Below are 16959 nucleotides of genomic sequence, written 5' to 3'. Positions count from 1 at the left end.
GAGGAATTCTATTCGGGGCTGAAGGTAATGATAAATTTGGTTCCAACGCCAAGTTGGCTTTCCGCCTGTATACTTCCTCCCATTGCTTCTATCTGACTTTTGGTAATAAACAGACCTATTCCCTTGGCATCCTTATTCTTATGAAATGTTTTCCTGAATCCAAATAGTTTAGCCCCATATCTTTCCAGATCAATCCCTATACCATTATCCTCTGCCGTTAGCATTACGCCGCTATCCACCGTCCAGCTGCGCAAATGCAGTGTAGGCGTCCGGTCGTGGCTCCGGTACTTGATGGCATTGGTGAGGAGGTTTTGCAGGATACTGTCCAGGTAGATCTTTGGATACTCAATATCCGGTGCCTCTGCAAAGTCTGTGGTGAGGCGGATCCCACTGGTTTCCATGTCTACAAAAAGGATGTCCTTCACTTTTTGCAGGCGTTCTGAAAACACCAGCTTTTCTCTTTCTACATTCAGGTCCTTGCGGATCTGCACTACTTCTATCAGGTCATTTAACGTTTCATCTATGTTTTTGATCACTTCCTGGAACATGCTGCGGTACAACTCTTTCTCCTGTTCTTCATCTGTTTCATTCATGATCTGCATCAGCGCTTTCAGGTTAGCGATAGGCGCCCGCAGGTTATGAGAAGTGATATGCGCAAAGTCTTCCAGCTGCTTATTCTGGTTCACCAGGTATTTATTCAGGGAAGAGAGCTGGTCATTTGCTTTCCGCAATTCCCGCTGCATCTTCTTACTGTCTGTTATATTACGGGTGAAGATAGAGATGCTGCCATCCTGCATAGGCGCCAGCAGGAACTCGTACCATTTGTCAAGCTCAGGCCGGTAATTGGAAAAGGAAACCGGTGCCTGCTGATTCATACATTGCTGCATCCTGGCATGGAAGGTGGAACCCACCAGCATAGGGAATACTTCAAAGATATTACGGCCAATCACTTTGCCATGATCTACGATCTCCTGCGCTTTACGGTTAATGAAATTCACTTTGCCATCCTTATCCATCACGGCATAACCCATATCGATGGTATCAAAGAAGAGGCGCATCAGTTCCGTATTCCGGGTAAGCTGATCCCTGATCTTGAATTGTTCTGTTACATCCTGGATCACCCCATATATACGGATGAGGCGGCCATTCTTATATTCAGGTTTGCCAATGGCCCTTGCCTGAATCACGTTATTACGTGCCGTGTTGAGCGTTACCTGTATATCATATGCCTTACCTCTTTCCATACAGGCCGCCATGGCATGCTCCACCCGCTTCAGCGATTCCGGTGTGTAGAAGGTCATCGCCTTTTCAAAGGTCATGGCCGCATAAGGGGGCAGTTCGTGGATCTTGTAGGTCTGTGCACTCCATCGTAACCGGTTGGTGATGATATCCAGCTCCCAGCCCCCTATCTTACCGATCTCACCGGTTTGCATAAGGAAGTCCTGGGTTTTATTGTTTTCTATCTCCTGCCGTTTCTTTTCCGTGATATCATTTACCAGTGCTACTACTATCTGGTCCTTATCCACCGGGTCTTCTACCGGGAACATCGTAAGGTCCAGGAAGAATTCGCGGCTCATTTTGCCGATAGGGATATCCACTTTCTTCTCCATCCTGATCATCTTACCCTTTTGCAGCACCTGCTGGAAAAGCTGGTCCAGTTCAAATAAGCGGGAGAAAGGATCATGCATCATAATACCATCCGGCTGCTCTTCAATACCCGTCTGGGAAAAGAACTTCCGCTGCGTCTGGTTCACGCGGCGGATAAATCCGTAATGATCAAACTGGATATAACCAACAGGCAGGTTTTCTACGATGGTATGCAATAAGCGTTCACTCTTCTCCAGGCTGAGCACCGCCAGTTTCTTCTCTGTGATCTCACTGAGGATGAGGAACAGGTAAGCTATATCCCCGTTGCGGTCCATTACCGGGAAACCGGTAGCTTCATAATAAAGGGGTTGGATGCGGGTAACCGTACCTTCATGCTGCTCTGCATACTTCAGTAACATCTCCTTTTTAACCGGAGCTTTCCTGATCCTTACTTCTTCCAGCAGTTCCGTGAGGCCGGTACGGCGGTTGAAGGGGTCTTCCAGTACGTTGTAAGGTTGATTATTTACAGCAGGATGTGCATCTCCCAGGATCTGGCGCTGGGCATCATTCATGTTGCGGTGCCAGCCGTCCGGCGTGAACTCATGCAGGCCTACCGGCAGGTTCTCCAATACACTGCGGAAGAAGCCTTCACTCTCGCGGGCCTGTGTTTCCTGCTGAATGTTCCGGATGATCATGAGCACGCTTGTTACACGTTGCTGCTCATCCAGCAAAGGGCTGAACCTCACTTCGTATTGAAGCGGGGGATTGCCGAAGGACAATACAAAATTGAAACGCTCGCCGGTGAGGGCGCGTTTCCAGTTGTGTAGGGACTGCTGTGCGAGGTCCGGGTAGCCTTTACACAAAATGTGCAGGCTATCTCCCTCTTTCAATTCAATGCCCAGGTGTTTTTTGTTATTCTCGACAAAGGCTTTATTCAGTGCCAACAACTGCAGGTTTTTGTCAAACACTGCGGCAGAATCCGGTAAAGCCTCCACCACCTGGTTCAGCAAGGCATTGTTCATGGACGCATTCAATTTGGCATAGGCGGTTGGAAGGATCAAATGTACTCAATATATTATACAATTTAGTGCTATTATAATGAGATAAGGGGGCATTCTCTCTGTTTTCAAAAAATTCATACCTGTATTCGGGGTTGCGTGTAACTTTTAAATATCTTTGAACCAATAAAACGAAATAGTCGTTTTAAACGTTAAACATTAGCAAGTTAAAAAATCGAATTAGCAGGATGAAGGTATTAATTATCATGGGCTCTGAGAGCGACAAACCAGTGATGCAGGAATCACAGAATTTCTTACAGTTCTTTGGCATTGAAAGTGAACTGGTGGTAGCATCCGCACACCGCAATCCCGATAAGGTACGTGAGTTGGTTATCAACGCACAGCCGCAGGGATATGGTGTGATTATTGCAGCAGCAGGTATGGCTGCCGCCTTACCAGGCGTAGTAGCTGCCTACACCTCCTTACCTGTACTGGGAGTTCCCCTTGAAGGTGGCTTACCAGGTGGTGTGGACGCATTATATTCCATCGTTCAGATGCCTGCAGGTTTGCCCGTAGGTACGCTGGCGGTAGGTAAAGCCGGAGCAAAGAACGCCGCAGTAATGGCCGCCCGGATCCTGGCATTGAGTGATACAAAAGTTGCTGAGCGCGTAGAAGCGTTCAAGCAGAACGGATACCGGATTTAACTGGAACGCATGTCCCGGATGGATGTACGTATACGTCGTACATCCTCTTCGTAACCGGTTTACAACGTTCAGATCCGAAATGCAGACTCACCTTAAATCGAACCGCACTTGACAGAATCGATCATTAATCTGGAAAATGTAAATCCCATTGAATTTTTCGGGGTCAACAACGGAAAACTGGACTTGTTAAAAAAGAAGTTCCCCCTGTTAAAGATCTTATCCCGCGGTACACAGCTGAAACTTTCAGGATCCCCGGAAGAAGTGGCCACAGCCAAGGAAAAGATCGGACAGATTGTTAGCTACCTCGAACGTAACGGTCAACTCAGCGAAAATTACTTTGAGCAGATCCTTGGTGAAGAAGAAGGCGGCAATATAGATCACTTCAAAGACAGTAACCCGAACGAAGTACTGGTTTTCGGCCCCAATGGCCGCACTATCCGCGCTAAGACTGCCAATCAGAAGAAGATGGTAGGGCTGGCGGACAAGAACGATATCGTTTTTGCCATCGGGCCGGCCGGTACCGGTAAAACCTATACTGCTGTAGCACTAGCCGTCAGGGCTTTAAAGAATAAGGCTGTACGGAAGATCATCCTTACCCGCCCCGCGGTGGAAGCCGGCGAAAGCCTGGGATTCCTGCCCGGAGACCTGAAGGAAAAGATCGATCCCTACCTGCGCCCGCTCTATGATGCCCTGGACGATATGATCCCGGCAGATAAGCTCAGTTATTTCATGACCAACAGGATCATTGAGATCGCCCCGCTTGCTTATATGCGCGGTCGTACGCTGGATAATGCCTTCATCCTGCTGGATGAAGCACAGAACTGTACTGATCTTCAGATGAAAATGTTCCTTACCCGGATAGGTTCATCCGCCAAAGCCATTATTACGGGAGACAAAACCCAGATCGATCTGCCTAAAAATCAGAAGAGCGGCCTGGATAAAGCTACCCGGATACTGAAGAATATAGAAGGTATTGGATATGTGGAGCTGGATGAAGAGGATGTTGTTCGTCACCGCCTTGTGAAAGCTATTATCAGAGCTTACGAAGCTGCTAAAGAAGACTAATTAACAGTATCTTAACAGTCATTATTGTAAGTTGCGCAATTATTTGATTCCTGTTATTTTTGTCAATGAAATATAACTTTAACCTATCAACCACATGAGCTATTACAGGCGAATTGTTTTTTTGATGTGTGCCTCGGGAGTGCTGTTTACCAGTTGTAAAAAGCGACCTGAGCCACAGGAGGTTGCCTTGGAATTTATGCACGCTATTCAGGAATCAAACTTCGAACGTGCTAAAGAATTTGCTACCAAAGAATCACAACAGGTCATACTGCTTTACTCCATTTTTGACGGCAAACGCAACGAGAACGAACGCGAAAAGATCAAAAATGCTCAGCTGAAGATCGTTGATCATAAAGAAGATGGGGATAAAGCTACCGTTACCATACTCAATTCTTCCGCCAGCCAGCAGGAAACCCTGCAGCTGATCAAAGAAAGCGGTCAATGGAAAATATCCCTGACACTCGAAAGCATCCTGCCTACTTATGTAGCGCCCGGCACAATGGACATGAAATCCATGACCACTCCCCCGGCTGTGGATTCTTCTTCTAATGTTATTCATTAATAAAAGCAGGCAGTAGTCCACACTTCTGCCTGCTTTTATACCTCTTATTTCCACTTTTTTACAGCTATTCGCAGTTTGTTCCTTAATTTTGCGCCTTTATAGCTAACCAGCGCCTTTTTTCCACTATCGTATTATGAAGAATCTGGTTGCCGCAGAACGGCTTAACAGCTGCTTTTGGGCCTATTTGAACAGTAAACGTGAATTGATATACTAATTTTAAAAGAAGCATTGAATTATGACAACAAATCCATGGCACAGCGTTAGTCCCGGGGATAAAGTACCTCACGTGGTAACAGGTATCATTGAAATTCCCAAAGGATCCCGTGCCAAATACGAACTGGACAAAGAAAGCGGCCTGCTGAAACTGGACCGTGTATTATATTCTTCAGTATACTACCCCGCCAACTACGGGTTCATTCCCCAAACATACTGCGATGATCATGATCCGCTGGACATCCTCATCCTTTCCCAGATAGATTGCGTGCCTTTGTGCATGGTAGATGCGAAAGTGATCGGCGTGATGCAAATGATCGATGGCGGCGAAGCAGATGACAAGATCATCGCTGTTGCTGCCCATGATATGAGCGTGAACCATATCAACGACATCTCTGAACTGCCGCCTCATTTTATTGATGAAATGCGTCACTTCTTTGAAGAATACAAGAAGCTGGAAAATAAGACCGTTAAAGTGGAAGAATTCCAAAATAAAGCAAAAGCAGAACAGATCATCCTGGAAAGCCTGGAACTTTATAATAAGACCTTCCCGAAAAAATAATCGTGTATGGTATAGGGCCGGGAAGATGTTGTTTTTTTGACAAAAACTGCCCCCACCCTGTATTATCATTTTAAAAGCCGGTCATCCTGATCGGCTTTTTTATTAAAATAAGCGCCTGATCAACCGCAGGTTATGGGCCCTCAGCCCCGTATCAGCATTCACGATCCCCTGGTGATCGATCGGATCTATCCGCACCTTTCCTGAAGAATGAATGATCTGCTGATCATTGAGCATAATACCCACATGGGTGATCTTCCCTGCCTCATTGTCAAAAAAAGCCAGGTCCCCACCTTTTGCTTCCTGGATCAGGGATACCAGCTCTCCTTGTGTGGCCTGCTGGTAAGCATCCCGTAACAGCGGTATGCCGAGGATTTTATACACAGATTGGGTAAAACCGGAACAGTCTATGCCAAACACAGATTTCCCGCCCCATAAATAGCCCGTATTGAGAAAAGAATTAGCGATCGTATGCCATGCCGTTCTGGGAGAACGGGGTTGTTTATAGGCTTCTATCCCCGATTCCGGTTTCACCGTAATATTTCCCCATACATTATTATCCAGCTTAAGCATACAGCCGTAAGGAATGTACATGGGTTGTTCATTCACAGATAAACGGGCCGCCCATTGATTGGCAATATGGGTGAAAGGGGCATTAAATTCCTCCAAAGTGATGGTTTCCAGGTGGGCAGCCGTTACCCATCCCTCATAACCATCATACTGCATCCTTACCTTGATCCAACCTTCATTGGTAAGTGGCTCTGTTTCAACGCATTCTCCAAATAACGCCTGCGAAACCATCTCACTTCGATGCGATGGTTCCGCACGTAAAGGCATAATGGGCACAATCGTGATTGCAAATGGCATGTTAATTGTTTAAATAATATGAACTGTGAATGAACTTTTAACACGAAAACGCGTAAATATAAGAATAAGCTTATGCACCTCCTGTTAAATAACTTAACTGATAAAGAATTGCTGCTCCGGATCAAAAAGTTTCATGATCGGGAGGCGGCTGGTGTTTTACTGGACCGGTACAGCCATTTGCTGGTAGCCGTGAGCCTACCTAAGCTTTCCAGCGAAAAAACAGCTGAAACAGCCTTCCCCGAACTCACAAAGCAATTATATAACCGCATTCAAACTGCTTTTGGTAAGATAAACGAATCTGTTTACGCATTGGTTCAATCTTACTTTGGGAAAGGTAACGCCGTACCCGTTTTTTATCCGAACCAGGCATTATACCGTCTTGAATCACGCATAGAACATGCCGGAAATAACCCTATTGCCAAAGAAGCTTTATTGACGCACCTGGAAAAAGCCCTTGCACAACTCAACGCAGAAGATCTCCGATTGATCACGCAATTCTACCTGGAGCAACAGTCATTCAGCGACATCGCTAAAAAGCAAAATATTCCCCGGGATAAAGTACGCCATACTTTAAAAGGAGTGAAGAAGAAACTAGCTACTCATTTGATGGACCAGGTATATGAATAATGATTTTCCAAGACAAGAAAGGATCTTCAAGATCTTCACCCCTGTGCGCTGTCTCAGCAGGGATCAGCTCCCCCGTTACCTGAACGGAAACATGACGGATTGGGAAAAACACCTGATCGAACAGCACCTGGTGGATTGTGATCTTTGCCACGACGCACTGGAAAGCCTGCAAAATCCAAAAAACAAGGAGCCTTACGAACGCCTGAGCAAACAACTGAGCCTTTACCTGCAAAGGGAATATGCACCAGCTGTACAACAATCCTCCTTAAAAACACGCCACACGCCACAGGGCAATAATACCAGGGAAAGCCTCCTTTCCTATTTCTGGGTGATCATGTTCCTGGCACTGGGCGGAGGAAGCATCTTCTTATTACGGGAACACCTCAAGAACAGGCCGGCACTTGTTGTAAAAACAACGGATGCTGTCATCATACCCGCTTCAACTGAATCTCAGTACCTGGCCAGTGAGACAAAACCACCTGTTATACAATCGCAATACAGTATTGCTAAAGATAGCTCCGCTAATAAAACACAACCCAAGGATTCCGCGCTGTTAGCCGCAAAAAAGAAACCGGTTGCAAAAGATACACTAAAAAAAGTACTGGTAACCGACACGAATACACGCATACAGCCAGCAGTACCAGTAGTAAAAGAAGCACCTAAAGAAGAAAAAGTAGTGGCAACACCGCCACCACCACCGGCACCCAAAGAAAAGGAAAAGGAGAAAGAGGATGATCCCAAACCAGTTGCCGCTACACAAACCGGCGATGAATCCCTTTTCCGTGCCGCGATGTTATATCAGCAACAGGGAAATGTAAATGAAGCCATCGATCAATTCAGAAGGCTCAGCACCAACTATAAATTCTCCGAGCGCGCCAAATACCAACTGGCGCTCTGCTACCGCACCAAAGGCCAGAACGGCAAAGCCCGCAGGCTCCTGCGGGAGATCGTTCGCATGGAGGGCCCGCTGAAAGCCCAGGCGCAGTCAGAGTTGAATAATTTAAACTAAAGACCCCTCAATGCAAAAAGGGAAGGGTCTTTATATTTCATTAGAAAAACAGCATACCCTAAAAATTCCTGGACCCAAAAGGGTGTGTTTCTATTTTTATTAGAAAAACACCCACCAGCGTGTTATATCTTATCAACCCTAAAACCCCTTTGTGGGGGAAAAAAGAGGGTGCTATATTTTTACGGAAAACTGTATGCTCAACCACCCGGAATTATAGGCCCAGTTTTTTCCGTAAAAATATAGCACCCTCTTTTTTATGGATTATGCTTTCTTGTGCATCTTTGAAAGAGAAATCTATCTTTACACTGTGAATCAACCCAGCGATCATAATCATACAGACCAGGAGCTTTTACAGCGGTATAAGACCGATGGCAACAGCGATTGGATAGGCATTTTGTTTGACCGGTATGCCATCCTTCTACTGGGTTTATGTATGAAGTATCTTAAGAATGAAGAAGATGCACGGGATAGCGTGCAACAGATCTTCCTGAAAGTTTTATCCGACATCCATAAACATGACGTTATCTTTTTCAAAGCCTGGATCTACCAGGTGGCGCGCAATCATTGCCTGATGCAACTACGCCATCACAAAGACCTGGAATTGAAAGAAGGCCATTTGCAGATGCCCGGCGCAGCAGAAGTACCGGATATAGCAGAACACGTGCAGAAGGATATCATGCTCGAGAATATGGAACATGCGATGGAATTGCTGAATAAGGAACAAAGCACCTGTGTGCGGATGTTCTACCTGGAGAAAAAATCCTACCAGGAGATCACAGATCTAACTGGATACAGCCTTTTACAGGTGAAGAGCTATATCCAGAACGGGAAAAGGAACCTGAAACTATTATTGGAAAAGTACAGTAAAAATAAACGCTAACTTGCATTAGCGAAAGCATTATTATGAACGATCATTTCACAGACATATTCACCGAAACTGCCTGTCCTACCCAGGACCAGTTGCTGGCTTATGTGGAGAACAAACTGAGTGCTGCCGAAAGGCATGAAGTGGAACGCCATATAGCAGATTGTGAACTATGCAGTGAAGCAGTGGAAGGATTGGCCGCCATCAGCCATAAAGAGCAGATCCCCGGCTGGTTAAGGCAAGCCAAATGGAATGTGTTACAGAAATTACGCAAGAAAACACGTAAGAAAAGAAAAGAACACTATTACCTCTATATTGCCATCATTTCCCTGCTGATACTGTTCCTGGCCATAGCGGTGTTCTGGTTATATCATTTTACGAGCAGGTAAGAGATCAGTATAGCTTTTTATCCCCCTTCTCCTCCCACAGGCGGAACACTTCCTGGGCCGCTTCATTCGGGAAAGGAATGAAAGGGATCTTCTTTTGCCGGTGCGGCACATCTATCTCGTGGTAAATAAAGGAATCATCAAAATTGATCAGTGCCGCTTCTTCTTTGGTATTGGCAAAAAACACTCTTTGCGGACGGGCCCAGTAAATAGCACCAAGGCACATGGGGCAGGGTTCGCAGGAAGTATATATTTCACAGTCATTTAGTTGAAAGGTTTCCAGCTTCGTGCAGGCATCCCGGATAGCCACCACTTCTGCATGCGCAGTAGGATCGTTATACTTCAGCACCTGGTTCCAGCCCTCTCCCACTACTTCTTCCCCGCGCACGATAACAGCGCCGAAAGGCCCTCCGTCTCCATGCTGCATACCCCGTTTGGACAATTCAACAGCCATGGCCATAAACTTCTTTTCTCTTTCACCGATATTATACATAGGATCCAGTTTTCCTTACAAAGGTAAGGCTTTAACCCCATCACCGTACAGGGGAAGGCGCAGAGCTACACTCCACGCCCTTCCTGCAGGCCTTTTACCTCTCTTCATCATCCTAACACACACAACGTTTTACCGGCAGGCAAACTTTGCTTGTATCACGCCGAATTGAATGGGTAATTATCGTATATCACTGACCGTTAATAAATACAGTGAAAGAAGAATGTTTGTCAGGTCATGGGTTCGCTGTCAATAGTTACAGTTGTAGTTAAGGTTTTCAATAAAATACAGTTCCTGAGTATGCAATATAAGCGCTCAATCAGATTATACAAAATATTAATTTGATGTATTTCACAATGTATTGAGCGTTACTTCTTTGGGACATAAAAAAACCGGGAGAAGAATCCCCCGGTTTGTTACCTGTAACTGTATATCGTCGTATATAGAATAGAATTGTTAATTATTCCTGATCACCACTACCCCGTCAAACACATCTATCAGGACTGGCTTGCTCCGGTCTATCTCACCGCCCAGTATCTTTTTACTGAGCAGGTTCACTATCTGCTTCTGGATCAGGCGTTTTAAAGGCCTTGCACCGAACTGCGGATCATAACCCTGTTCCGCCAGGTAATCCAAAGCATAGTCAGAGAATTCCAATATCATGCCATTCTTTGCTACCAGATCTTTCAGTTGTTGTAATTGTATGTTAATTATGCCTTTTATTTCTGAACGCATCAGCGGCTGGAACATGATCACTTCATCCACACGGTTCAGGAACTCCGGCCTGATGGTCTGCCTCAGCAGGTTCATCACTTCATCTTTCGTTTTATCCACGATGTCTTCCCTGTTGGCGTCTGTGATCTTTTCAAAATTCTCCTGTATGATATGGCTGCCCATATTACTGGTCATAATGATGATGGTGTTCTTGAAGTTCACCACGCGTCCCTTGTTATCGGTGAGGCGTCCATCATCCAATACCTGTAAGAGGATATTGAATACATCAGGGTGTGCTTTTTCAATTTCATCCAGCAGTACAACAGAATATGGTTTTCTTCTCACTGCTTCCGTCAGCTGACCGCCTTCATCGTATCCCACATAACCGGGAGGTGCTCCCACGAGCCTGCTTACCGCATGTTTCTCCTGGTATTCACTCATGTCTATGCGGGTCATCATGCTTTCATCGTCAAACAGGTAGTCTGCCAGTGCTTTGGCCAGTTCTGTTTTACCAACACCCGTTGTTCCCAGGAATATAAAAGAACCGATGGGGCGTTTAGGATCGTGCAAACCGGCGCGGCTTCTGCGGATAGCATCCGCTACGGCGATGATCGCTTCATCCTGCCCTACTACTCTTTTATGCAGTTCATCTTCCAGCTGCAGTAATTTTTCTCTTTCACTTTGCAGCATGCGCGTTACCGGGATACCCGTAGCTTTCGCAACATTCTGCGCAATGTCTTCCGCATCCACTTCTTCCTTCAATAATCTTTTATGGTTGACAGAAAGTGTGTTCAGTTCTGCGGTCAGATCTTCTACTATTTTTTCCTGCTCTTTTATCTTGCCGTAACGGATCTCTGCTACCCGGCCAAAATCACCATTCCGTTCTGCCTGTTCTGCTTCCAGTTTCAGGTTCTCTATACTTGCTTTGGCATTCTGTACTTTATCTACGAGCTCTTTCTCCTGCTGCCATTTAGCTTTGAAGGTGTTACGTTCTTCACTCAGGCGGGCAATCTCTGTTCCCAGTTCTTTCAGTTTATCTTCATCATTCTCACGTTTGATGGCTTCCCTCTCAATTTCAAGCTGGCGGATCCGGCGTTCCAGTTCATCCAGTTCTTCCGGCATAGAATTCATTTCAAGGCGCAATTTAGCCGCGCTTTCATCAATGAGGTCAATTGCCTTGTCCGGCAGGAAACGGTCCGTAATATAGCGTTGTGAGAGCTCCACAGCAGCAATGATCGCTTCGTCTTTGATCAGTACATGGTGGTGATTCTCGTATCTTTCTTTCAAACCCCGGAGGATGGAGATTGCATCTTCCACACTGGGCTCATCAATGAACACCTTCTGGAAGCGACGTTCCAGGGCTTTATCTTTTTCAAAATACTTCTGGTATTCATTTAAGGTGGTGGCGCCTATTGCACGCAGTTCCCCTCTTGCCAATGCAGGTTTGAGGATGTTCGCTGCGTCCATGGCACCTTCCATGGCGCCTGCACCAATGAGGGTATGGATCTCATCTATAAAGAGGATGATACCGCCATTGCTGTCTCCTACTTCCTTCACTACGGCTTTCAGGCGTTCTTCAAACTCCCCGCGGTATTTGGCGCCGGCCATGAGTGCTCCCATATCCAGCGCATAAATGATCTTGTTGTTCAGGTTATCAGGAATATCTCCGTTGATGATCCTGTGTGCGAGCCCTTCGGCAATGGCTGTTTTACCTACACCCGGTTCCCCCACCAGGATGGGGTTGTTCTTGGAACGGCGGGATAAGATGTGCAGGGTCCTGCGGATCTCTTCATCACGCCCGATCACCGGGTCCAGCTTACCGGCACGTGCCAGTTCGTTGAGGTTCTTGGCGTATTTCTCCAGGCTGTTATATTGTGCATCCGCAGTTTGTGAATTAACGGTGCCGCCTTTACGTAATTCGGTAATGGCCGCCTTCAGGCCTTTCTCTGTTAAACCAGCTGATTTCAGCAGTTTAGCTGTATCGTCACTTCCACCTAATAATCCTAATAAAATATGTTCCACGCTCACGAATTCATCTTTGAATTCCTTGATGCTGGAACCTGCGCGGAGCACGGCGTTGTTCGCGTCCCTGCTTAATACCTGCCCGCCTTCTCCGCTCCCGATAACAGGATATTTCTGGATAGCCTCGTTGAGTTTGGTTTCCAGGAATGTAGTGTTAACATCGTTCTTCTTCAGCAGGTATTCTATACTATTATCATCGTCGGCCAGCAGCGCTTTCAGGATATGCCCCGTCTCGATCGCCTGGTTACGGTGATCAAAGGCCAGCTGCTGTGCCTGTTGCAGTGTTTCCTGCGATTTGATAGTGAAATTATTTAAGTTCATATGCTTTGCATTTGTCTCCTAAGGCAAAATGATTCGCAAATGTTAGTCCAATCCTGAAAAGCAGTAATTATGACAGGAATTCCCTCTTTCGTCTGCATTAATTTCAGTTATTATATGTTCGACCTGCTATTTTGTCTAAATGCTTAGTATTGTTGCTATTATATAAGACCTCCCTGTTAATTTTCCGCTTCGTTAAACTGTCGTCTACTTATTCCTGTTATAGATCAGTCTACATTTCTTAACCACCAAAACCTTTCATTATGGCATTCGACTTGCTCGACACCCTGAAGAATGTATTTAGCAATGAATTTTCTAACAAGGCGGCCGCATCCCTTGGCGAAAGCGAATCAAATGTTCAGAAGGCCATCGGCGGTATTATACCCACGGTACTAACGGGCCTGCTCAACAAAGCCAGTTCCCCCGGTGATGCAGGCAGCTTACTAGGCCTGGTAAAGGAAGCAGCCTCCGGGGACTTCTCCCGGCTGGGCAACCTGGGCGGGGCTATTCCGGCGGAACTGCTGGCCAAAGGAACAGAGATCCTCAAATCCCTCTTTGGCAGCAAAGCAGCTGATATTACTACCGCCATCGCTTCATATGCCGGCATTAAAACCACTTCTGCAGAAACCTTATTACAATCTGCCGCTCCCGCCTCACTTGGTGTGATCGGACAGCAAGCCAGCAGCCAGAACCTGAGCGCATCCGGACTTATTGGGCTTTTAAACAGCCAGAAGGATAAGATCCTTGCGGCGGTACCATCGGGCCTTGGCCTGGCGGGCATACTGGGCTTAGGGAATCTGGGAGATATTGGCAAGAAACTCGGCAGCGTGGTATCCAGCATTGGCGGCACCGCAGGAAGAGCCATTGCCAATGAAGGCAGGGCCGTAGAAAGTGCCGTGAGCTACCGCTGGTTATGGATGCTGATCCTGTTGGTGGCCATTATCCTGTTGCTCTGGTATTTCCTGAAAGGATGCAATAACCAGCACACCATGGCGCCGGTAGATTCCGTACAGACCAGCCACATGGAAGACACGGCCATTTCTCACGTTGCTACCCCTGTTACCCGCGAGTCCATCAAAGTAACCTTACCGGATGGTGTTGTGCTGGATGCTTATAAAGGCGGGATAGAAGATCAGCTGGTGAACTTCCTGAAAGATCCTTCCACAGAAGGTGGTAAGGATAAATGGTTCGATTTTGATAACCTGAACTTTAAAACAGGCAGCGCAGACTTAACGGATGAAAGTAAAGTACAGGTACAAAACCTTGTGGCCATACTGAATGCATTCCCTAAACTAAAAATAAAGATCGGCGGGTATACAGATGCGAGAGGCGACAGCTCACTAAACCGGAAACTCTCACAGGAACGTGCAGACGCAGTGCATAGTGCTTTGCAATCTCATCATGTAAAACCTGTACAATTAATGGGTGCGGAAGGATACGGTTCTCAGTTTGCCAAAGCCGCGGCAGACGCACCGGATGAGGAAAGAGTAAAAGACAGAAGGATCTCCGTTGGTGTACGGGAAAAATAAATTACAAAAGGGGCGGTTGATCACCGCCCCTTTAAAAAAATCCGCCGACAAAAAAGCCCCCCCCTGCAAAAAAAATAAACCTCTCTGTAAAAAAGAGTCCCCTGCAAAAAAGAATCCTCCACAAAAAAGAGACAACCTCCGCTCGACAAACAAGAAACCTCTCTACAAAAAAGAATCCTCCACAGAAAAGAGAAAACCTCCGCCCGACAAACAAGAAACCTCTCTGCAAAAAGAATCCTCCACAGAAAAGAGAAAACCTCCGCCCGACAAACAAGAAACCTCTCTGCAAAAAAGAATCCCCCACAGAAAAGAGAAAACCTCCGCCCGACAAACAAGAAACCTCTCTGCAAAAAGAATCCTCCACAGAAAAGAGAAAACCTCCGCCCGACAAACAAGAAACCTCTCTACAAAAAAGAATCCCCCACAGAAAAGAGAAAACCTCCACCGACAAAAAAAGAAACCCCTCTGCAAAAAAGAATCCCCCCACAAAAAAGAAAAAAACCTCCGCCCTTTGCTGCGCGGCAAACTCCCAACCCCACTATTCTGCCTTCACAAGAATGATCCTGCTCCGGTCAGCTTTATATACTTTATCAAAGAACGCTTCCAGTAAGGCAAAATCCTTTGCCGGAAATATCCCCGCCTTCCTTTCATAACTACGAACATAAGTTACTTTCGTCCCCTCAACTTTTACTTTCGACATATACTTTCCAAACTTGCTTTCATGTACCTGCTCTGGGAAAACGGATTCAGGTTTATACCCTTCCGGAATGGTCAGCTCTACCGTATCCATATCCCTCGTAGCCGTTTCCAGCAGGATATCTGACTGCCGCCCTTCATCAGCAGATAATTTTGCATGACTCCTGTTCAATACATTCGGCACAAGGAATAAACGTTTACCACTTACAGAAGCATAACTCGCTACGGTGATGTCCAGCGCCTCATCTATAGCAGGAACAGGTAACGCATCTGCATGTTCTTTATACTGGAACTTATTAATATCATAACTGGCAAGGCTCAGTTTTTCTTTCAATACTTCCAATTGTTTTTCCGGCGATACCGTGTGAATAAGATCATGACACCAGTCCTGCTGCAATCCTGTATAACGGGTTTCCGCTTTACCACTCAGATCTCCTGCAGCGTTGATCGTTGCCCTGAAATACCTGGTCTCCAGATTCTGATCCATTGTATAGGTGGGTGTACGTACCAGTTTACCACCTGTTTCGTCTATCACCAATACCGTACGGTTACTGGTAAAATCACTCAGGTAACCTGCAGGTGCATCCTGGCTTGTACATTCCAGCCAGGTAGTATCCCGGGCCATTGGTACACAGAGGATGATATGATTGAACTGGTTCACTGCAAAGTCTTCTATCAGGTCAGTTTCTCCGCTGCCAGCTTTCACGATGGTATAATGGGAACGGATACCCGCTTCCTTCAGCAAAGAATACATGTAGTTGGAAAGCGCTTTACAATCTCCATATCCGTTTGTTGCCACAGAGGTAGCGTCAAAAGGCTGCCAGCCACCAATACCCAGCTGAATGCTGATGTAACGGGTATGCTGCTGCATGTATTGGTACAATACTTTCACCTTCTCCTTCCGATCCTTTAATCCATCAGTCAGCTGATGCACTTCAGCCTTTGTTTTTTCAGGCAATACATCCCTGCCGGCATTAAGCGACAGCTGAAACTTTCCATAATCATCCCAGGTATTCATTTTACCTGTGTAGGTATCAAATGCAAATTCGCTTGGAGACAGGTAAACCATTACCGAACGGTTCCTCCAGGGAACAGCCAGCGGCTCCTCGCGCAACGCGCCGATATCCTTTACTTCCCATACAAATGTTTTATCTCCCTTACCGGCTGTTTTCAATGGTTCGCCCGGGTAGCGGAAAGAACGGTAGCGCAGATCATAATGTTCAGGAACAGTCACTGATAAACGGCTCTGTTCCACGGCGTAATTACTCCCTCCCTGCGGCACCCAGGTATCCAGGCTGAATGTTCTGCGATAACGGTACTCCACTTCATACTCTACCGTATACGGATATGTTTTATAATAGAAGTTATGTGATCTTCTCCGCCTGTCATCCATGAGGTTACTTTCTCCCACAGCACTTACGTCACTCACATCGCTGTTCTTCGTTTTGCGGAGTTGCTTCCCGGAAGCATCGTACAACACACCATGGAATTCTTTCACTTCCCGGAATTTATCATACCAAACAGCAAAGCCGCTGTATCTGTCTCCGTTCTCATTGAGGATGGTCACAACACGACGATGTGTAACCCGCACATCTTTCAGATCGATCAACCTGATCGTCAGCTCTTCCCTTCGTTTTACCACATCCGCATTCTTCAGCAATTGCGCAGGAACAGCGCTTACCGGAAATTGCGGATCGCCAGCCAGGGCTGCAGTACTGATCAACAGTAAGATTAAAACATTCCGCATA

Annotated in this window: 15 protein-coding genes; 10 read left to right on the top strand and 5 right to left on the bottom strand. The window is 46.3% G+C overall.

Annotation, left to right across the window (positions count from 1 at the left end):
- Window positions 1-8 precede the first annotated feature (8 nt).
- A complete protein-coding gene (locus tag GFS24_RS02450; RefSeq protein ID WP_153657985.1) occupies window positions 9-2609 on the bottom strand; it encodes a PAS domain-containing protein in 2601 nt (866 codons plus the stop codon).
- A 224-nt stretch (window positions 2610-2833) separates the two neighbouring features.
- On the opposite strand from GFS24_RS02450, the gene purE reads away from it, so the two are divergent.
- The 4 genes from purE to GFS24_RS02430 all read left to right on the top strand — a co-directional run bounded on the left by purE (window position 2834) and on the right by GFS24_RS02430 (window position 5691).
- The gene (purE, locus tag GFS24_RS02445) at window positions 2834-3289 is read left to right on the top strand and encodes a 5-(carboxyamino)imidazole ribonucleotide mutase (RefSeq protein WP_153657984.1); all 456 of its coding nucleotides are present in this window, start codon (window positions 2834-2836) and stop codon (window positions 3287-3289) included.
- 108 nt (window positions 3290-3397) lie between these two features.
- Window positions 3398-4354 carry a PhoH family protein gene (locus GFS24_RS02440; protein WP_153657983.1) on the top strand — a complete coding sequence of 319 codons (957 nt, stop codon included), beginning with the start codon at window positions 3398-3400 and terminating at the stop codon, window positions 4352-4354.
- A gap of 94 nt (window positions 4355-4448) precedes the next feature.
- Window positions 4449-4916, top strand: coding sequence for a DUF4878 domain-containing protein (locus GFS24_RS02435; RefSeq protein WP_153657982.1), 468 nt, complete (start codon window positions 4449-4451; stop codon window positions 4914-4916).
- A gap of 235 nt (window positions 4917-5151) precedes the next feature.
- A complete protein-coding gene (locus tag GFS24_RS02430; protein WP_153657981.1) occupies window positions 5152-5691 on the top strand; it encodes an inorganic diphosphatase in 540 nt (179 codons plus the stop codon).
- A gap of 102 nt (window positions 5692-5793) precedes the next feature.
- On the opposite strand, the gene GFS24_RS02425 is transcribed toward GFS24_RS02430, so the two are convergent.
- A complete protein-coding gene (locus tag GFS24_RS02425; RefSeq protein WP_153657980.1) occupies window positions 5794-6555 on the bottom strand; it encodes a C40 family peptidase in 762 nt (253 codons plus the stop codon).
- Between the two features lie 72 nt (window positions 6556-6627).
- On the opposite strand from GFS24_RS02425, the gene GFS24_RS02420 reads away from it, so the two are divergent.
- The 4 genes from GFS24_RS02420 (at window position 6628) to GFS24_RS02405 (ending at window position 9445) form a co-directional block, all read left to right on the top strand.
- A complete protein-coding gene (locus GFS24_RS02420) occupies window positions 6628-7182 on the top strand; it encodes an RNA polymerase sigma factor (protein ID WP_153657979.1) in 555 nt (184 codons plus the stop codon).
- Complete coding sequence (locus GFS24_RS02415; protein WP_153657978.1) at window positions 7175-8191, top strand: tetratricopeptide repeat protein; 1017 nt, start codon at window positions 7175-7177, stop codon at window positions 8189-8191. The genes GFS24_RS02420 and GFS24_RS02415 overlap by 8 nt, the downstream gene beginning before the upstream one ends.
- Window positions 8192-8447: 256 nt before the next feature.
- Window positions 8448-9071 carry an RNA polymerase sigma factor gene (locus tag GFS24_RS02410; RefSeq protein ID WP_153657977.1) on the top strand — a complete coding sequence of 208 codons (624 nt, stop codon included), beginning with the start codon at window positions 8448-8450 and terminating at the stop codon, window positions 9069-9071.
- Between the two features lie 23 nt (window positions 9072-9094).
- Window positions 9095-9445, top strand: a complete 351-nt coding sequence (locus GFS24_RS02405) for an anti-sigma factor (protein ID WP_153657976.1) — start codon at window positions 9095-9097, stop codon at window positions 9443-9445.
- Between the two features lie 4 nt (window positions 9446-9449).
- Here the strand turns inward: GFS24_RS02405 and GFS24_RS02400 are convergent, their stop codons facing one another.
- Together GFS24_RS02400 and clpB are read right to left on the bottom strand one after the other, a co-directional pair.
- Window positions 9450-9935 (bottom strand): nucleoside deaminase, encoded by a 486-nt coding sequence (locus tag GFS24_RS02400; protein WP_216647344.1) that lies wholly within the window; start codon window positions 9933-9935, stop codon window positions 9450-9452.
- A gap of 453 nt (window positions 9936-10388) precedes the next feature.
- Complete coding sequence (gene clpB / locus GFS24_RS02395) at window positions 10389-12989, bottom strand: ATP-dependent chaperone ClpB (RefSeq protein WP_153657975.1); 2601 nt, start codon at window positions 12987-12989, stop codon at window positions 10389-10391.
- 260 nt (window positions 12990-13249) lie between these two features.
- On the opposite strand from clpB, the gene GFS24_RS02390 reads away from it, so the two are divergent.
- Together GFS24_RS02390 and GFS24_RS02385 are read left to right on the top strand one after the other, a co-directional pair.
- The gene (locus GFS24_RS02390) at window positions 13250-14515 is read left to right on the top strand and encodes an OmpA family protein (RefSeq protein WP_153657974.1); all 1266 of its coding nucleotides are present in this window, start codon (window positions 13250-13252) and stop codon (window positions 14513-14515) included.
- Window positions 14516-14531: 16 nt separating this feature from the next.
- Window positions 14532-15125, top strand: a complete 594-nt coding sequence (locus tag GFS24_RS02385; protein ID WP_173002945.1) for a hypothetical protein — start codon at window positions 14532-14534, stop codon at window positions 15123-15125.
- Here the strand turns inward: GFS24_RS02385 and GFS24_RS02380 are convergent.
- The gene (locus GFS24_RS02380; RefSeq protein ID WP_153657972.1) at window positions 15054-16958 is read right to left on the bottom strand and encodes a DUF3857 domain-containing protein; all 1905 of its coding nucleotides are present in this window, start codon (window positions 16956-16958) and stop codon (window positions 15054-15056) included. The two genes, GFS24_RS02385 and GFS24_RS02380, sit on opposite strands and share 72 nt — an antisense overlap.
- Between the last annotated feature and the right edge of the window lies 1 nt (window position 16959).

Origin of the sequence: Chitinophaga sp. SYP-B3965, assembly GCF_009647655.1 — a bacterium.
Taxonomy (GTDB): domain Bacteria; phylum Bacteroidota; class Bacteroidia; order Chitinophagales; family Chitinophagaceae; genus Chitinophaga.
The sequence above is the reverse complement of the archived record's forward strand: the minus strand, read 5'-3'. Positions and strand labels throughout refer to the sequence as shown.